Source organism: Streptosporangium sp. NPDC001559, from assembly GCF_042893955.1.
Classification (GTDB): Bacteria; Actinomycetota; Actinomycetes; order Streptosporangiales; family Streptosporangiaceae; genus Streptosporangium.
In genome coordinates this window covers 1-15,138 of the sequence record NZ_JBIAVG010000011.1, presented here as the reverse complement: position 1 = coordinate 15,138, position 15,138 = coordinate 1, and the positions used below count along the sequence as shown (strand labels likewise).

Genomic DNA, 15,138 nt, shown 5'->3' with positions numbered 1-15,138 from the left:
GAGGAAACCCATGACCAGGACCGTGACGACCGATCGGGCGCGGGGGCGGGTGGTCCGCCGGATCGTCGTCCCGGCCGACCCCACGACGATCTTCGCGCTGCTCGCCGATCCCCACCGGCACGCGGAGCTGGATGGGACCGGATCGGTCAAGGGGGTGATCGACGGCCCCGACCGTCTGGAACTGGGCTCACTGTTCCGGATGCGGATGAAGGGATACACGACCACCAACACCGTGGTGGAGTTCGAGAGCGACACGCTCATCGCCTGGCGGCACCGTGGCCGACATGTGTGGCGCTGGCAGTTGCGCGCCGTGACCGGCGGCACCGAGGTGACCGAGACGTTCGACTACAGCGCCAAACGAGCGCGTCGGCTGGTGCGGCTCATCGGTATCCCCCGGCGGGCCGGCGTGGCGCTGGACAGGTCACTGGCCGCGTTGCGGGCGCGGTTCGCCTGACAACCGGCTCTTCGCCTCCTCCGAGCCGGAACAGCGGCCGGAGCGGATCTCCTCAGACGGAACCCAGGCTGTCGGAACCTCGTTCGCCGACGGCCGGACAGATGGCAGGCGGCGTCACCGCCACGACGAAAGCGAAGATCATGCGTTACATGCTGATGTCTCACATCGACCCCTCCGGGCTGGCGGCCCTGTCCCCGGACGCGCACCAGGCCGCCATGGAGCGATTCGTGTCCTTCACCCAGGCGCTGGCCGATTCGGGGGTGCTGCGCGGCGCCGAGCGGTTGCAGGCGGCTGAGACCGCGACCACCGTGCGGGTCCGTGACGAGCGAACTCTGCTGACCGACGGGCCCTACGCCGATCTGACCGAGTCCTTCGGCGGATTCTGGATCGTCGAGGCCCCCGACCTGGACGCGGTTCTGGCGTACGCCGACGGCTGCCCGGCTGCGGAGTACGGTTCCCTGGAGATCCGCCCCCTGGCCGAGCTGGGCTGACGAACGTGTCCGCCTCGGTCGAGGACGTCGTCGCGCGGGTCTACCGGGCCGAATGGGTCACGCTGGTGGCGGCCCTGGCCCGGTGGAGCGGAGACCTCGACCTGGCCGAGGAGGCGGCCGCCGACGCCGTCGCCGCCGCGCTGGAGACCTGGCCGGGTTCGGGCGTTCCCGACCGGCCGGGTGCCTGGCTGTGGACCACCGCACGTCGCAAGATCCTGGACCGGGTGCGTCGCGACCGCACCGGCAGGGCCAAGCTTGCCGTCCTGGCCGGTGACCTGCGGGACGAGCCGGGCACCGACAGCGTGAGCGACCCCGACGACCCCTTCGGGGCGGTGCGCTGGTCCGACACGGCCGCGGAGGACGTGCTACGTCTGGTGTTCACCTGCTGTCACCCCGCTCTGGCGCCCTCGGCGCAGGTGACTCTGGCCCTTCGGCTGCTGTGCGGGTTGAGCGCCGCCGAGACCGCACGGCTCATGCTGACCAGCGAGGCCACCGTCGCCCAGCGTCTGGTGCGGGCCAAGCGGAAGATCCGCGACGCCGTCATCACGTTCGAGGTCCCGCCCCGTGCCGCCTGGCCCGACCGGCTGGAGGCCGTACTGGCCGTGGTCGGGCTACTGTTCACCGAGGGGTACGTCGCCACCGAGGGCCCGGTCCTGGTGCGGGCCGCCCTGTGCGACGAGGCGCTTCGCCTGGCCGCGCTGCTGCGGCGGTTGCTGCCCGACGAGGCCGAGGTGCTGGGCCTGTCGGCGCTGCTGCTGCTCACCGACGCCCGCCGCGACGCCCGTACGGATGACAACGGCGATCTGGTGTTGCTGGCCGACCAGGACCGCGACCGCTGGCGGTGGAACGACGTCGACCGCGGGCTCGGCCTTGCGACCCTGGCGTTGCGTCGCGGCGGGGACCGGCCGGGCCCGTGGGTGTTGCGGGCCGCCATCGCCGCCCTCCAGACCCAACCGTCCCCGGATCACGACGCCGTCGTCGCGGTGTACGACCGACTGGCCGAACATGCCCCCTCCACGGCGGTGCTGACCAACCGGGCCGCGGCCGTCGCCCTGGCCCGAGGGCCGGCCGCCGCACTGGCCGAGGCCGACGCCCTTCCCGTGGGCTATGACAGCTATCGCTCCCTGGTGCTGCGCGCCGAACTGCACGCCGATCTCGGCCGGCTGGATGAGGCGCGCGCGCTGATGCGCCAGGCACTGGGACTCGCGCGCAATGACGTCGAACACCGCCACCTACAGCGGCGACTGTACGGCTGGACGGCCGAGAAGCCGGAGCCTTCCAGGTAGACGGCCTAGACGGTGGGCGGGGACTTGAGCAGCGACGCCGTCTCGGGGGGACAGCCGCCGCGCCGCCGCCGGAGCGCGTGCGCCGCGATGCGGACCAGGTCGACGATCACCCCGGCGCCGCCGCTGGGGTCGTGCACCTTCAGCTTCAGGTCCAGACTGACCGGGGCCCCTCCCCACGCCCGCGCCTCGATGTTGATGTGCGCCACCTTGTGCGACTCCAGGTGTGGCAGGTATCCGAGCGGGGCCAGCTCCACCCGCCCGGTCGTGCCCAGGGCGTTGAGCTTGGACCGCATCTTGGTGTTGTCGTTCTCCACCAGGTTGCGGAAGTCCTCGGTGCCGCCCAGATTGACCTGGTAGGAGCTGACCAGGGTGAGCCCTCGCTCCTCCAGCAGCCGCAACAGGGCGTGGTGCACGATGGACGTGCCGAACTGGCTGGTCAGGTCGTCCCCCAGCAGGGGAAGCCCGGCCTCGGTGAACCGGTCCAGCCACCGTGGATCACGGGCCACCGTGTCCGAGGTGATGTTGACGAACGCCGCGCCCGCCCGCAGCGCCGCCTCGGCGTAGGCCTCCGCCGTTCTCTGCCTTCCGCTGGGGGCCGCGTAGAGCACCACCTCGGCCCCGGCGAGTTCCCCGGCCACCCGCTCCACCTCGGCGGCGTCGGCACCGGCGTCGTCGGCCGTGAGACCACGGCGCACCGTGACGCCCGACGGCGGCAGGTCGTCGACGATCCGCGGGAAGTTGTTTGGCGGCATGAGGATCGCCTCGGCGAGGTCCTTCCCGACTTTCTCCGGGGACATGGCGAACGCCGCCACGAAGTCGATGTCGCCGACGCCCATCCCCCCGAGCACCGGCTGCCGGACCCCGACCAGTTCCCCCGTGGCCCGGTACAGGGCCATCCCCTGCAGAAACGCGGACACGTTGTTACCGACACCGACAACCGCGACCTTAGCCTGTTCGATCATGCTTTCAAGGTACGGCGGCGCGCGCTCATCAGGTGCGCCTGTGCGGGGAGCGGCTCACTCGCGTCGAGGACCCATCGCCGTACGTCCACGGCGTACGGCGATGGGAATGTCAGGCTTTGTTGAGATAGGTGAGGACGGCCAGGACACGGCGGTTGTGGTGGTCGTCGGTGATGCCGAGTTTGTCGAACATCGAGGTCGTGTACTTGCCGATGGCGCTCTCGCTGAGGAAGAGCCGCTGACCGATGGCCTGGTTGGACAGCCCTTCGGCCATCAGGGCGAGTACGGAGTGCTCGCGTTCGGTGAGGCCTTCGAGCCGCCTGTTCGTGGAGCCGCTGGAGAGCAGCCTGGCGATGACGGCCGGGTCCATGGCGGTCCCGCCTCCGGCGACGCGCTCCATGGCGTCGACGAACTGGTCGGCGTCGAACACGCTCTCCTTGAGGAGGTAGCCGACCCCTCCGGTGCCGTCGGCCAGGAGCTCCCGGGCGTAGAGCTGTTCGACGTGCTGGGAGAGGATCAGGACCGGCAGGCCGGGCACCTCGCGACGGGCGGCGAGCGCGGCCTTCAGGCCCTCGTCCGACTGGGTCGGCGGCATCCGGACGTCGACCACGGAGACGTCCGGCCGCCACTTCAGCAGCGCGTCGAGCGTCTCGGGCCCGGTGGTGGCCGTCGCCACGACCTCGTGCCCGTAAGCCTGGAGGAGGCGGATCATCCCGTCACGCAGGAGATAGAGGTCTTCGGCTACGACGACGCGCATGGCACCATCATCCTCACGTGGGTTGGGCCGCCTGCCGGGCTGGTGACCGCCAGGGTGCCGTCGAAGACGGCGAGGCGACGGCGCAGCCCGTCGAGTCCGCCGCCGGTCCGCATGTCGGCCCCGCCCCGGCCGTCGTCCTCGACGTCGACGACGACACCGGTCTCGTCCCGGACGATGGAGACGCGCGCCAGGGTCGCGTGGGCGTGCTTGGCCGCGTTGGTCAGCAGTTCGGCGATCCCGAAGTAGAGGGCGGACTCGATCGGCAGGTCCAGGCTCAGCCGCGCGTCGGCGCTGACGGTCGTTTCGAGCGGGCTGTCCAGGGCGAGGGCGCGGACGGCGTCGACGAGACCCCGCTCGCTGAGCACCGGCGGGTTGATGCCCCTGACCAGGTCGCGCAGCTCGGCCAGCGAGGTGGCGGCGCCTGCCCTCGCTCCCCGCAGCAGTTCGGCGGCCTGGTCGGGGTCGGTCCTCATGAGTTTCTCCACGGTCGCCAGCGACATCCCGAGCGCGACCAGGCGTGCCTGCGCCCCGTCGTGCAGGTCCCGCTCGATCCTGCGGATCTCGGCGGCCTGCGCGACGGTGGTGTCCGCGCGCTGGGCGGTCAGTTCGTCGACCCGTTCCGCCAGTGCCATCGCGGACGACGGGCGCAGGAAGCGGACGGCCACCGGCTCGACGACCCGCCAGGAGTCCGGGGAGCGGAAGACGGCCACGGCGCCGCTGAACACGCCGAGAAGACGCATGACGGGTGACGGCTGGGAGAGTCCGACGATCGCTCCCGCGATCCCGGCAGGCGGGATGACCGCGGACACTCCCGCGGTGAACGGCATGATGGCCACGAACCGCAGGTCACGCCGGTTCGCCGGGTCCTTCCACCGGAGCCGCCACCTCTGGTCCATGAGGGCGTCGCGATCGCTGCGCTCGTAGGAGTGGCCGTTCCACCAGTATCCGGTGGACAGCTGCGTCACCGGTCCCGGCTGCCGGTACCCGGCGGGGATGACGGTTCCCGTCCATCTCGCGACGAGGGAGCGGACCATCCGGCAGACCGGGCGGGTCAGGGCGAGTGTGCCGACGCAGGCCCACAGGAGCGGGACGATCCCCGACCACAGGTCTCCGTGCCACACCCGGATCCACAGCGCCACGGCGGCCGCCCACACGGCCGGGACCAGCAGGCTGACGGCCGCCACGACGCATGACCGTACGAAGCCCGTCCCCGCACATGTCAGCCACGATGCCAGGCGTCTCATGTCTTCCCTCGCTTTTTCGGTGCCTCCACTGTGCACCGTGCGGGGCGCGTGACCACAGTGGGTCCAGCCCCACTCGTTCGTGCGTCCAGGCCGATATTAGGCCTCCTGTCCGCTTCGTGATGTCTGTGGCGGATCAGCCGGGAAAGCTCCGCCCGGACACACCGGATGAGGCGTGGCCGGGCGGAGCGGTCGTACGCGGGTCAGTCAGCCGGACGGTCCGAAGGGCTCTGCTTGGCGGGGAGGGCGGGCTCCTCGTCGGTCCAGGTGAGGGAGCTGATCGCCGCGTAGGACTCGATCCGCTCGCCACGGTAGGAGTTGGCCGACTCGGACGCGAGCGGCTGTCCCGTGGTGGTGTCCAGCACGAACCGGGTCCGCGCGGCGGACCCCTCCTGGAAACTGACCGCCTGACCGGTACGGCCGAACGGATCGGTGACCGCGCCGAGGGACTTCACACCGGGCAACGTGGCGCACATGCGGTAGACCGCGGCCCGCACCTCGGCGGAGACGGGGAAGTCCATGACGAGCTGCGTGCCGTACTGGAAGACGTTGGCGTTCACGTTGACCGGCTCGGCGCCGTACCCGTCGGCGACGACCTTCTCCAGGTAGGTCCGCATCCCCTCGGGGGTCGTCGGCAGCGCCCGCAGCGCCTGCGGGGTCATGGGGGTGTCGAGCAGGGTCATCGAACCACCGGTGTCGCTCCACGCCGCCTGGCGTTCCCCCGGTTCGGCGTGGAGCGTGATCTTCCGATCGGGGTAGGTCCAGCTCCGCGGGGAGCCCGCGGCCCGCCAGGCCTTCTCGTCCTCGGGCGTCGCCGGGACGATTCCCCGCTCCTGCGTGATCGTCCACGCGCGTCCACCCGGTGTCCGCGGGACCCAGGACTCGACCGCGGTGGTCTTCTCAAGACGGTAGCGCTTGTCGGGAGAGTCGAGCCGGCGGCCGTTGACGGCCTTGCGCACCCAGTACTTCCCGGTCGTGGGCGTCTTGACGGTCGAGTTCGCGGCGGCCAGGAAGACGTCCTTCGCGGACAGCATCGCCACGGAGTGCGTGGGCGCGGGAGCCGGGGTGGGCCCCTGTGAGAGCACGATGGCCGTGGTGGCCGCGACACCGAGCAGACCCGCGCCGAGGGCGGTCCACCTGGCCGCCCGTATGGCCCTGCGGATCCGGTTGACAGTGGGTTCCCGGTGAACGGGCTCCGGGGAAACGGTTTCCTGGAAGGCGGCGGTGAGTCGTGCCCTGCCCGCGGTGACCACGTCCGGCGTGGGCGGCGGCACCGACATCAGCGCGCGGATCTGGGCGAGGTCATCCATCCGATGCTCCGATCAAGGGGTTGACGCCGCCGAGGGCGGCTCGCAGCTTTCTGCGGACGCGGTTGAGCCGCGATCCGACGGTTCCCATGGGGACGCCGAGGGCGTGCGCGATCTCCTCGTAGCTGAGCTCGGCCAGCGCGAGAAGCAACAGCACGTCACGGTCGGCCTCCGGCATCGCCTCCAGAGCCGCCGCGAGCGGCCCCCGCACGCCCGCGGCGGTGAGCCGTCCGGTCACCAGTTCCTCGTGCCCGGCGTCGATCCGGTCGTCGGCCGACATCCGGTACAGGGCGCGCAGGTGGTGTGCCTCCTGGCCACGGTGGCGGGCGAGGAGGTTGGTGGCGATGCCGTACAGCCAGCCGCGGACCGTTCCCCGGGCGGGGTCGAAGCCCTCGCGGCCGCGGAAGGCCGCGAGGAAGACCTCTGCCGTCAGGTCGTCGGCGGTCTGGGTGCCCAGCCTGCCCGCGACATAGCGGTGAATGTCCGGAAAGTAGCGGTCGTAGAGGACCGCGAACCGTTCAGGGACGTGGAGGGACTCCTCGATCGCATGGGCGTCCTCGGCCTCTCGCGATGGGGTGCTGACCTTCACGTCAGCCCCCATCGGGGGCATCGACGGCCATCAGAGGTGTTTTTTGTGGGTTCACACCTCTACTTGCTGAAACGAGCCTGTCTTCTTCACGCCGACCGCCGACCGCCGACCGGGGTGGGACGAGGATCAGCGCGGGGACCTCACCCCTCGTACGGCGTGCCGTCCTCCTCGGACTCGGCCAGGGTCTCCGGGGACAGCACGGTGGAGGCGCCGATGACCTCGACACCCAGCAGACGGCCGTGCTCGTCGAGGTCGAGGATCACCTCACCCCGCAGCGCCGGGTTCTCGACCAGGATCTGGGTCTTCGCCTCACCCGGGGCGATCTCCTCGACCAGGTAGACATAGGCGACGTCGTTCTCGGCGTCGTGCTCTACATGCAAGGCCATCTCCCTACCGCCACATGGCCGAGACGATGCCTCCGGCCTTGTTCACCACGACGCGGACCTTCTGACTCTCGTGGACCCTGGTGTCCTTGGTGTTGCCGGGCTTGGCGGGCGACCTCAAGGCCTGTTCGATCATATCGTCGCTGATGCCACGCTGGATCTGACGGATCTCGGTGTGCCCTGACTTGGCCCCGCTGCCGGCCCGGTTGCCTCCGCCGCCGCCTCCTCCACCGCGCCTGCCGGCACCGCCCCGGCGGCCGTTGCCGCCCGCCCTGGCGTTGCCGTTGTTGCGGCCCATCAGGGCCATGCCGTCCCTGGGGGAGGTCGCTCTCGGGCCGACGGTGCGGACCGGGACACGGCCTCCGGCGAGCGCGAGAGGCGGTCCGCCGGGGGGCCTGAGGTTGTCGAGGACACGGCGGAACCGCTCGGTGACCCGGCGGTTGAGCGCGGGAGTCAGCACCTTGCCCACGCCCTCGGCGCCCTCGCGCTGGAGGCGGCCGATCAGGGCGCGCGTGCGGTACATCTCCGCCGTCGCCGCGGCCCCGCCGAACGGGCCACCGACCAGCAGCGCCCTGGCCACCCGTACGGTGGCGTAGACGGCCGCGGTTCCCACGGCGAGTTTCACGCCGGTGGTGAGCCAGGCGGTGTTGTCGAGCACCACGGGGGCGGACCTGACGGCGGAGGCGGCCTGGCCGAGATGCCCGCCGGTCTCCTCCCAGTAGCTCGCCAACTCGGTCGCGGAGTCGCCGCGGTAGCCCTGTTGCACGCGCTCGACCGTCGCCTGGGTCCGGGCCGTCGCGGGTTCGGCACCGGCCAGTACGGTCCGCCAGGCGTCGGCGTCCTTGCGGATCTCGTCCTCGTCGACGTTCGGCCAGGGCACACCGAGCAGGCTGAGCATCGTGTCGACCTGCGGGGGAACCGTCACCCCCATGCGGGACCCGCCTGGCCGTACGGGATGCTCGCCTGTTCGGCGACGTCGGTGTTGGCGACCACGGTGCTCATGGCCCCGCCGGTGCCGTCGATCACCTGGGACAGGCCGGTCAGGGCGTCGAGACCGACCATTCCGGCCTCGGAGTAGGAGTGGAGGAACGTGGACAGCAGGCCGTTGTCCCCCCAGGACGAGCCGCCGAGTCCGCGTTCCCTGAGCCGCCGTACGGCCGCGGCGTAGTCCTCGCCGTGCGTTCGCATCCGGGAGGACTCCTGCTCCAGCGTCCCCCGGGAGATCTCGAATCCGGAACTCATGCCGGTGACACTAGTCGGAAGATCGAGTGAATAGATCCGAAAGATGCCCTGAATGATGATATTTAGTTATCTATAGCTCTTCGACGGATTCGCTGCCAGGCGGCGTTCCAGAGCCGGGAACCCAGCGGTACCTCACCAGCAGCGCCTCACCATCGGAGCCGACATGTCCACCCACCCCTCGCCCGACGACGACGTCGAGCGTCTGGAGCGAGTCCTGCTCCAGGGGCGCGGGATGATGGAACGGCTGCGGGAGGCGCAGGCCGGGGTTCGCGAGGCGTCCGGGCGGGCGCGGAGCGCCGACGGCCTGGTGGAGGCCGTGTCGAACGGGCCGGGCGACGTGGTCGAGGTCCGCCTCGACCCCAGGGCCATGCGGCTCGACCACACGGCTCTGGGCAGGCAGGTGACCGAGGTGCTCCAGGCCGCCCAGGACGAGGCGGCTCGGCTGGCCCAGGAGATCGTCGAGCGGGCCCTCGCCGAGACCGAAGGTCTGCCGGAACCGCCCGACGAGCACTTCATCCGCGACCGGGTCGACCAGATCGCCCGCAACCTGTTCTGATTCGGAGACTCGCGTGTACGGCTCCCGCATCGACCCCGCTGACATCCGCGAGGAGGACCTCGCCCTGGCCGACACCCAGGCGGACCGGGTCCTGGCATGGATTCAGGAGGCCCAAGGCGCTCTCGACGAGGTCGTCGGCGAGGGGCGCGGGGAGTCCGGTCAAGTCACGGCGACCGTGACGGCCGAGGGGCGGGTGCTGGAGGTCGTGTTCGACCCCCGTGCCATGAGGCTCGGCAGCCACGTCCTCGCCGAGGAGGTGCGCTCGGCCGTCGCGCGGGCCAGGCTGGACGCGACACGCAGGATCGAGGAGATGATGCGCGAGGGGATCGCCGGATTCGACCCGGCCGAGGCCACCGCCCAGTTCGAACGGCTCCTCGACACCCCCTGGCGGTAGTTCTCACCCCCGGTCCGGGTGCCAGGGCATCCACTTGCGGTCGATCTCCGCCTCCAGGTCGACCCCGTGATGGCGGGCCATCAGCAGGACGTGCGCCAGGACGTCGGCCAGTTCGGCACGCAGGTCCTCGTCGAGTTCCTCGGGGGAGCGGCCCTTGCTCCTGGCCTGTCCTGAGCGCATGAGGAAGGCCTGCGTCAGCTCGCCGACCTCCTCCTGAAGCTTCAGCAGGAACCAGGTGGCGTCCCTGGTGAAGCCGTGCCTGTGGGCGTAGGCGCTCGACACGGCCTCGACCTCGTCCGTGAGCCGTCGCAGATCCATGCGGGGAGCGTACGACCACGCTCGGTGATGTAAAGAAAAGTAGACATGATGTTTTGTTTGCTTTACATTGGAGGCATGTCGGCGGAAGAGAAACGCGCCTGGGTCATGCTGGTGGTCACGGTCGTGTCCTACGTGACCTACGTGTCGGTCGTCCTCGGACGGATGGGCGACGGCGCCCTGGCCGCCGTGCCGTACGTTCCGGTGCTGCTGTGGACCGTCGGCTCGGCGATCGTGGCGACGATCGTGCTCGACGCGGCGCTCGCGATAGCCTCACCCGGGGACGCCGACAGGAGGGACCAGCGCGACCGGGAGATCTACCGGTTCGGCGAGTACGTCGGCCGGTGGTTCGTCGTCGCGGGTGGCGTGGCGGCGCTCGCCATGGCCATGGCCAGGCTGGACCACTTCTGGATCGCCAACGTGATCTATCTGGCGTTCGTCCTGTCGGCGGTCCTCGGATCGGCGACCAAGATCATCGCCTACCGCAGGGGTTTCCAGACGTGGTGAAGCCGACCAGGATCACGAACACGATCCGGTCCCTCAGATTCGCCCAGGGCGAGATGACGCAGGCGGAGCTCGCCGAACGCGTCGGCGTGACCCGTCAGACCGTCATCGCCATCGAGCAGGGCCGCTACTCGCCGTCCCTGGAGATGGCCTTCCGCATCGCCCGGGTCTTCGGCGTCCCGCTCGACGACGTCTTCCAGTACCCCGAAACCGAGGAGTGACCCCGCTCCTCGCGACCCCCAGTCAGTGAGGAGATACGGTCATGCGCGCGATCACCCACGAGCGGTACGGCCCGCCCGACGAGGTGTTACGGCTCAAGGAGATCCCCAGGCCGGTCCCCCGGGACGGGGAGGTGCTGGTCAGGGTCCACGCGGCCCCCATCGGGGGAGACGACTGGCACCTCATGCGGGGCATGCCGTACGTCGCCCGGTTCGTGACCGGGCTGCGCAGGCCGAGGAACCCCGTCGCCGGGCTTGAGGTCGCCGGACGCGTCGAGGAGGTCGGCGCGAACGTCACGGAGTTCGAGCCGGGAGACGAGGTCTTCGGCTGGTGCGGCGGCTCCTTCGCCGAGTACGTCGCCGTCCCCGAGGGGCAGCTCCTGCCGAAACCGGTCAATCTCTCCCTGGAGCAGGCCGCCGCCGTACCCATCTCGTCGTTCACCGCCCTGCAGGGCCTGCGCGACGGGCGGATCGGCCCGGGGCAGCGGGTCCTGGTCAACGGCGCCTCCGGAGGCGTCGGCACGTTCGCCGTGCAGATCGCCCGCTCGTACGGCGCCGTCGTCACCGGTGTCTGCGGCCCGGCCAAGGCCGACCTCGTGCGTTCCCTGGGGGCCGAGGACGTCGTCGACCACACCAGGGAGAGGTTCGCCGACCGGGGGGAGCGCTACGACCTCATCCTCGACGTGCAGGGGAGCCCGTCCCTGGCCGAGTGCCGTCGCGCGCTGAAGCCGCGCGGGACCCTCGTGATCGTCGGGGGGACCGGCGGCCCCTGGTTCTGGGGGACCGACCGCTGGTTCAGGGCCTTCGCGCTGTCGCCGTTCGTCGGGCAGAGCCTGCGGGTGCGGGTGCACACCGACGACCGCGCCGACCTTCTTCTCATGAAAGAACTCATCGAGGCGGGAAAGGTCACCCCCGTCGTCGACCGCACGTATCCACTGGAGCGGGTGGCCGAGGCCATCCGCTATGTCCAGGAGGGGAATGCGCGGGGCAAGGTGGTGGTCACCGTCCCCTGACCAGGTGTTCGTCCCGCTATACAACGAAATATCGCCCTTAAGGGATATATCTTCCTTAAAGGTTAATATTCAGTTTTGGTATGGCTTATCCGGTGGAAACACCATGGCGGGTGAGGCGATTCTCCGGCGGGAGGAGTAACTTCTGATACGCCTCATTCTCCCTTGGCATCGGGAGCGTCAGTGTCGCAACGGCGCACACCCTACGAAATCGTCGAGGCGGTCATCGCCGACCTCGGCCCCGAGGAACTCCCCTTCCTGCCCCGGCTCTGGGCGGTCTACGTCAGGAACCCCACGGACGGCCGGGCCCGGGAGCGTCTCATGGGCTCCGGAATCCTGGTGGAGATCACCGCCTGGACGCCCGTGGTCATCTCCTTCGTCGGCGGTGCCCTCCTGGACGCCGCCAAGGACGAGATCACCGACCAGGCCCGCACCGGGATACGCGGACTCTTCGGCCAGGTGACCCGGCGCGGGAGGAAACGGCTCATCGAGGAGCCGCTACCGCCCTTCGACGACCGGCAGTGCCGCAGGATCGGGGAGGCCGTCCTGTCCAACGCCCTCGCGGCGGGCCTGGTGGAGCCCCGGGCCCGGCTCCTGGCCGACGCGGTCGTCGGCACGCTCCACCGCGAACTCGGGCTCGACGCTCCACCCGACGCGTCCGGGGGGTGACCCGTGCGGGGGACCGGCGCGCCCACCCTGCCCTCGATGCCCTTGATGCCCTCGGTGCCCTCGACGAGCGTCGAACGCCTGCGGCTGCTGTTCCTCACCGTCGCGGCGGGGGCGCTCTTCGGCGGTTACTGGTTCCTGGTGCTCGTCCAGGACGGCTGGAGCGAACGTAACCGGGCCTGCGGCGCGCTGCCCGGGATCGAGGAGTTCCTCGACTGCTCGACCCGGATCCTGGTGCTCCAGGCGCTGGTCCCGCTGGCCGGTCCCGCGCTGGTCGCGGTCCTGACCGTGCTGGCCTACCTGGCGGCGCCCACCGTGATCACCTACCGGCACGGCGCCCGCCCGCTCGACCCCTGGCCCCGGGCCATACGGGAGACCGTCGAGCAGGCGGGCCTCGACCGGACGCCGACGCTGATGCTCAGCGAACAGAGCGGGCCGCTGTGGATGTTCGTCTACGGCCGCCGGAACCGGCACCGCGTCATGCTCTCCTCCGACACCCCCCTGTGTACCGTGACGGACACCGAGCGGGTCACCGCGACGCTCGCCCACGAGCTCGGCCACCTGCGCAACCGGGACGTCGACCGTACCTACCTGGCCGTCTTCGCCGTCGCGAGCCTGGCGCTGGTGACGGTCGCGCCGGTCGGGCTCTCGGCGCTGCTGGTCACCGACCTCACCCCGGCACTCGCCGTCACCTGGCGCGACCTCGTGCTCGCGCTGCTGGTCACGGGCACCTGGGCCGCCGTGGTCAGGGCCCGCGAGCACGACGCCGACCTGTGGGGCGGCGACCTGCGGTCCGGCGGCATGCTCGCCCTGCTGACCGGCGGAAAGCAGGAACGCCGCGGCCTGCTGCGCCTGCACCCGCCCCACGAACGGCGGCTGAGGGTGCTGCTCGACCGGGACCTGCTGTTGCGGCCCTCCGCCGCCGAGGCCGTCGCCACCGGGATCGCGGCGGGAGTCGTCGTCACCGAACTCGGCGTGAGCCTGCGGACGCTGCTGCCCGTGCCGCCGCTCGTCGCCTACTGGGTGGCCGGTCTCGTCGCCGCGGTGCCCGTCTCCGGGATCGTCGGCCTGGCCGTCTGGCGGGCGGGGGCGGCGCGGGTCCTCACCCGGCTCCAGGTCCTGGCCTGCGGCCTCGGGCTGGGGGCGGGGCTGGTGGCCGGGCTGGTCCTGGCGCCCAGGTCGGGTGTGCGGTGGAGCCGCTGGATCCCCACGGCGCCCGACTTCACGGCCGTCGCCGAGCCGACCGAGATCCAGCCGGGCACCGCGATCTGGATGACGGTGACGCTCCTGGCGCTGACCACGGCGGTGACCGGCTGGCTCGCCCTGGCCGCCCGCGCGTGGGCGCCCAGGGCCGGGACGCGCGCCTGGCGGTACACGGCGTCCCTGGCGGCCCTGATGCTCGCCGTCGTGCTGGGCACCTGGTCCCTCGCCGCCCGCCTGGCCGCCTCCGAACAGTGGGGCGCCGCCGACCTCGCCCGCCTGATGATCACCCCCCAGGCGGCGCTGTTCCTGCTGGTCCTCGCGCTGGTCGCGCTGCTCGCCCTGCGCCTGCCCCTCCGTACGGCTGCGCCCCTCCTCGTCCTCGTCCTCGTGCTCCCGCTGGGCCCGCTGATCCTCTCTCCCGCGCCCCCTCCGCCCGTGACGACGCGCGCGGCGGCGCTCCCCGACTCACCCCAGGCGGGCGTGATCTGCCTGGGGCTGTTCACCGTCGGTGTGTCCGGCTTCGGCGCTCCCGCCGACCACGCCGCCAGGGCGCGGCTGGGGGAGACGCTGCGTGACTCGGACGACGGCCTTCTGCGCCAGGTCGGCGAACTGTTCCTGCGCGGCGCCCGCACCCGGTCCCAGGACCTGGAGGGACTGGCGTGGACCGCGTTCGTCAGACGCTGCGACCACCTCAGGCGCTACCGCGACGCACCAGTGCCGGAACCCGTCTCCCCGTTTCCCACCGAAGGGTGGTGACGCCATGTCCCGTGCCGGGACGCTTGGCCGTACTCTCCTGGCCGTCCCTCTGCTGCTCGCCCTGTTCGTGCTGCCGGCCGGCCGGGCCGACGGCGACACGAGCAGGGCCGTGCCCGCGCTCGGCCGCGGGCTGCTCACCCTCGCCGACCTGCCCGCCGGTTACGCCCCATGGAAGCCCGAGTACAAGCCCTACAGCGCCAGCACCAGTCCGGAGTGCGCCGCCGTACTCGACGAACTGGAGTTCAGCAGGCCCCGATACCGTGGTGTCGACTACGCCTTCGCCGGGTTCGCCGCCAAGGGGGCCTTCGGACCGTGGGTCGTGGAGAACCTGCGGCGCTACCCGACGGCCGTCGTCGCCGACCACGACCTCGACCGCGTCCTGAGGGTGCTGCCCCGCTGCTCGTCGTTCAGCCTCGCCTACCGGGGTGAGCGACCGGCCGTCTCCGTCGTGCGGGTCACCCCGATCAGGATGGCCGCCCTCGGCGACCGGAGCCGGGCCATGTGGATCACCGTGAACGTCAACGGCGAGTGGGCCTACGGGGAGGTGCTGGTCCTGGCCAGGGTGCGCTCCACCCTCATGGTCCTCAGCCAGCTCGCCTTCCGGCCGCCGAAGGCCGCCGCCGCCCAGGCGGTCGCCGCCAGAGCGGTCGCGAGACTCCGGGCGGCCAAGGTCTGAGACGTGGTGCGCGGGGCCCCCCCCCCGGGGGGGGGGGGCGGCCCCGGGGGGCCCCCCCCCCCCGCCCCCCGGGGGGGCCCCGCGGGGGCGGGCGGGGGGGGGCGCCCGGGCGGGCGGGGCCGCGCCCCCGC

20 protein-coding genes are annotated in these 15,138 nt (G+C 71.3%); 11 read left to right on the top strand and 9 right to left on the bottom strand.

Going from position 1 to position 15,138, the window contains the following annotated elements; genetic code table 11:
* Window positions 1-10 precede the first annotated feature (10 nt).
* The 3 genes from ACFYY8_RS23940 (at window position 11) to ACFYY8_RS23930 (ending at window position 2,231) form a co-directional block, all read left to right on the top strand.
* Complete coding sequence (locus ACFYY8_RS23940; protein ID WP_390044405.1) at window positions 11-454, top strand: SRPBCC family protein; 444 nt, start codon at window positions 11-13, stop codon at window positions 452-454.
* Between the two features lie 149 nt (window positions 455-603).
* Entirely contained in the window at window positions 604-945 is a 342-nt protein-coding gene (locus ACFYY8_RS23935; protein WP_390044403.1) for a YciI family protein, read from the top strand.
* Between the two features lie 5 nt (window positions 946-950).
* Window positions 951-2,231 (top strand): RNA polymerase sigma factor, encoded by a 1,281-nt coding sequence (locus ACFYY8_RS23930; RefSeq protein ID WP_390044400.1) that lies wholly within the window; start codon window positions 951-953, stop codon window positions 2,229-2,231.
* 5 nt (window positions 2,232-2,236) lie between these two features.
* Here the strand turns inward: ACFYY8_RS23930 and ACFYY8_RS23925 are convergent, their stop codons facing one another.
* The 8 genes from ACFYY8_RS23925 to ACFYY8_RS23890 all read right to left on the bottom strand — a co-directional run bounded on the left by ACFYY8_RS23925 (window position 2,237) and on the right by ACFYY8_RS23890 (window position 8,709).
* Window positions 2,237-3,193 carry an inositol-3-phosphate synthase gene (locus ACFYY8_RS23925; RefSeq protein WP_390044398.1) on the bottom strand — a complete coding sequence of 319 codons (957 nt, stop codon included), beginning with the start codon at window positions 3,191-3,193 and terminating at the stop codon, window positions 2,237-2,239.
* Between the two features lie 109 nt (window positions 3,194-3,302).
* Window positions 3,303-3,947, bottom strand: coding sequence for a LuxR C-terminal-related transcriptional regulator (locus ACFYY8_RS23920; RefSeq protein ID WP_390044396.1), 645 nt, complete (start codon window positions 3,945-3,947; stop codon window positions 3,303-3,305).
* The gene (locus tag ACFYY8_RS23915; RefSeq protein WP_390044394.1) at window positions 3,932-5,131 is read right to left on the bottom strand and encodes a sensor histidine kinase; all 1,200 of its coding nucleotides are present in this window, start codon (window positions 5,129-5,131) and stop codon (window positions 3,932-3,934) included. The genes ACFYY8_RS23920 and ACFYY8_RS23915 overlap by 16 nt, the downstream gene beginning before the upstream one ends.
* Before the next feature lie 260 nt (window positions 5,132-5,391).
* The gene (locus ACFYY8_RS23910; protein WP_390044392.1) at window positions 5,392-6,498 is read right to left on the bottom strand and encodes a CU044_5270 family protein; all 1,107 of its coding nucleotides are present in this window, start codon (window positions 6,496-6,498) and stop codon (window positions 5,392-5,394) included.
* Window positions 6,491-7,084, bottom strand: coding sequence for an RNA polymerase sigma factor (locus ACFYY8_RS23905; protein WP_390044390.1), 594 nt, complete (start codon window positions 7,082-7,084; stop codon window positions 6,491-6,493). Before ACFYY8_RS23905 ends, ACFYY8_RS23910 begins: the two co-directional genes overlap by 8 nt.
* A 140-nt stretch (window positions 7,085-7,224) precedes the next feature.
* Window positions 7,225-7,464 carry a DUF2283 domain-containing protein gene (locus ACFYY8_RS23900; protein ID WP_390044388.1) on the bottom strand — a complete coding sequence of 80 codons (240 nt, stop codon included), beginning with the start codon at window positions 7,462-7,464 and terminating at the stop codon, window positions 7,225-7,227.
* 10 nt (window positions 7,465-7,474) lie between these two features.
* Window positions 7,475-8,398 carry a hypothetical protein gene (locus ACFYY8_RS23895; RefSeq protein WP_390044386.1) on the bottom strand — a complete coding sequence of 308 codons (924 nt, stop codon included), beginning with the start codon at window positions 8,396-8,398 and terminating at the stop codon, window positions 7,475-7,477.
* Window positions 8,389-8,709 (bottom strand): hypothetical protein, encoded by a 321-nt coding sequence (locus ACFYY8_RS23890; RefSeq protein WP_390044384.1) that lies wholly within the window; start codon window positions 8,707-8,709, stop codon window positions 8,389-8,391. Before ACFYY8_RS23890 ends, ACFYY8_RS23895 begins: the two co-directional genes overlap by 10 nt.
* A 163-nt stretch (window positions 8,710-8,872) precedes the next feature.
* Here ACFYY8_RS23890 and ACFYY8_RS23885 point away from each other — a divergent pair, with 163 nt between their 5' ends.
* Entirely contained in the window at window positions 8,873-9,265 is a 393-nt protein-coding gene (locus tag ACFYY8_RS23885) for a YbaB/EbfC family nucleoid-associated protein (protein ID WP_390044382.1), read from the top strand.
* Between the two features lie 13 nt (window positions 9,266-9,278).
* A complete protein-coding gene (locus ACFYY8_RS23880) occupies window positions 9,279-9,659 on the top strand; it encodes a YbaB/EbfC family nucleoid-associated protein (protein ID WP_390044380.1) in 381 nt (126 codons plus the stop codon).
* Between the two features lie 3 nt (window positions 9,660-9,662).
* Here the strand turns inward: ACFYY8_RS23880 and ACFYY8_RS23875 are convergent, their stop codons facing one another.
* Entirely contained in the window at window positions 9,663-9,977 is a 315-nt protein-coding gene (locus ACFYY8_RS23875; RefSeq protein WP_390044378.1) for a MazG nucleotide pyrophosphohydrolase domain-containing protein, read from the bottom strand.
* Between the two features lie 75 nt (window positions 9,978-10,052).
* Between ACFYY8_RS23875 and ACFYY8_RS23870 the strand changes: the two genes are divergently transcribed.
* The 6 genes from ACFYY8_RS23870 to ACFYY8_RS23845 all read left to right on the top strand — a co-directional run bounded on the left by ACFYY8_RS23870 (window position 10,053) and on the right by ACFYY8_RS23845 (window position 15,007).
* Window positions 10,053-10,481, top strand: a complete 429-nt coding sequence (locus ACFYY8_RS23870; protein ID WP_390044376.1) for a hypothetical protein — start codon at window positions 10,053-10,055, stop codon at window positions 10,479-10,481.
* Window positions 10,475-10,699, top strand: coding sequence for a helix-turn-helix transcriptional regulator (locus tag ACFYY8_RS23865; RefSeq protein WP_352012849.1), 225 nt, complete (start codon window positions 10,475-10,477; stop codon window positions 10,697-10,699). Before ACFYY8_RS23870 ends, ACFYY8_RS23865 begins: the two co-directional genes overlap by 7 nt.
* Window positions 10,700-10,740: 41 nt before the next feature.
* On the top strand, window positions 10,741-11,709 hold the full coding sequence (locus ACFYY8_RS23860) for an NAD(P)-dependent alcohol dehydrogenase (protein WP_390044374.1): 969 nt from the start codon (window positions 10,741-10,743) through the stop codon (window positions 11,707-11,709).
* 180 nt (window positions 11,710-11,889) lie between these two features.
* Window positions 11,890-12,375 (top strand): hypothetical protein, encoded by a 486-nt coding sequence (locus ACFYY8_RS23855; RefSeq protein WP_390044372.1) that lies wholly within the window; start codon window positions 11,890-11,892, stop codon window positions 12,373-12,375.
* A gap of 36 nt (window positions 12,376-12,411) precedes the next feature.
* Window positions 12,412-14,331 (top strand): M48 family metalloprotease, encoded by a 1,920-nt coding sequence (locus ACFYY8_RS23850; protein WP_390044370.1) that lies wholly within the window; start codon window positions 12,412-12,414, stop codon window positions 14,329-14,331.
* A 4-nt stretch (window positions 14,332-14,335) separates the two neighbouring features.
* Entirely contained in the window at window positions 14,336-15,007 is a 672-nt protein-coding gene (locus ACFYY8_RS23845) for a hypothetical protein (protein ID WP_390044367.1), read from the top strand.
* Window positions 15,008-15,138: the final 131 nt, after the last annotated feature.

Excerpts from the sequence above, each read along its gene's own strand:
- ACFYY8_RS23895 (WP_390044386.1), bottom strand. The coding sequence starts at position 8,398 with ATGGGGGTGACGGTTCCCCCGCAGGTCGACACGATGCTCAGCCTGCTC.
- ACFYY8_RS23875 (WP_390044378.1), bottom strand. The coding sequence starts at position 9,977 with ATGGATCTGCGACGGCTCACGGACGAGGTCGAGGCCGTGTCGAGCGCC.
- ACFYY8_RS23935 (WP_390044403.1), top strand. The coding sequence starts at position 604 with ATGCTGATGTCTCACATCGACCCCTCCGGGCTGGCGGCCCTGTCCCCG.
- ACFYY8_RS23885 (WP_390044382.1), top strand. The coding sequence starts at position 8,873 with ATGTCCACCCACCCCTCGCCCGACGACGACGTCGAGCGTCTGGAGCGA.
- ACFYY8_RS23920 (WP_390044396.1), bottom strand. The coding sequence starts at position 3,947 with ATGCGCGTCGTCGTAGCCGAAGACCTCTATCTCCTGCGTGACGGGATG.
- ACFYY8_RS23890 (WP_390044384.1), bottom strand. The coding sequence starts at position 8,709 with ATGAGTTCCGGATTCGAGATCTCCCGGGGGACGCTGGAGCAGGAGTCC.
- ACFYY8_RS23850 (WP_390044370.1), top strand. The coding sequence starts at position 12,412 with ATGCCCTTGATGCCCTCGGTGCCCTCGACGAGCGTCGAACGCCTGCGG.
- ACFYY8_RS23845 (WP_390044367.1), top strand. The coding sequence starts at position 14,336 with ATGTCCCGTGCCGGGACGCTTGGCCGTACTCTCCTGGCCGTCCCTCTG.
- ACFYY8_RS23925 (WP_390044398.1), bottom strand. The coding sequence starts at position 3,193 with ATGATCGAACAGGCTAAGGTCGCGGTTGTCGGTGTCGGTAACAACGTG.
- ACFYY8_RS23940 (WP_390044405.1), top strand. The coding sequence starts at position 11 with ATGACCAGGACCGTGACGACCGATCGGGCGCGGGGGCGGGTGGTCCGC.
- ACFYY8_RS23860 (WP_390044374.1), top strand. The coding sequence starts at position 10,741 with ATGCGCGCGATCACCCACGAGCGGTACGGCCCGCCCGACGAGGTGTTA.
- ACFYY8_RS23870 (WP_390044376.1), top strand. The coding sequence starts at position 10,053 with ATGTCGGCGGAAGAGAAACGCGCCTGGGTCATGCTGGTGGTCACGGTC.
- ACFYY8_RS23910 (WP_390044392.1), bottom strand. The coding sequence starts at position 6,498 with ATGGATGACCTCGCCCAGATCCGCGCGCTGATGTCGGTGCCGCCGCCC.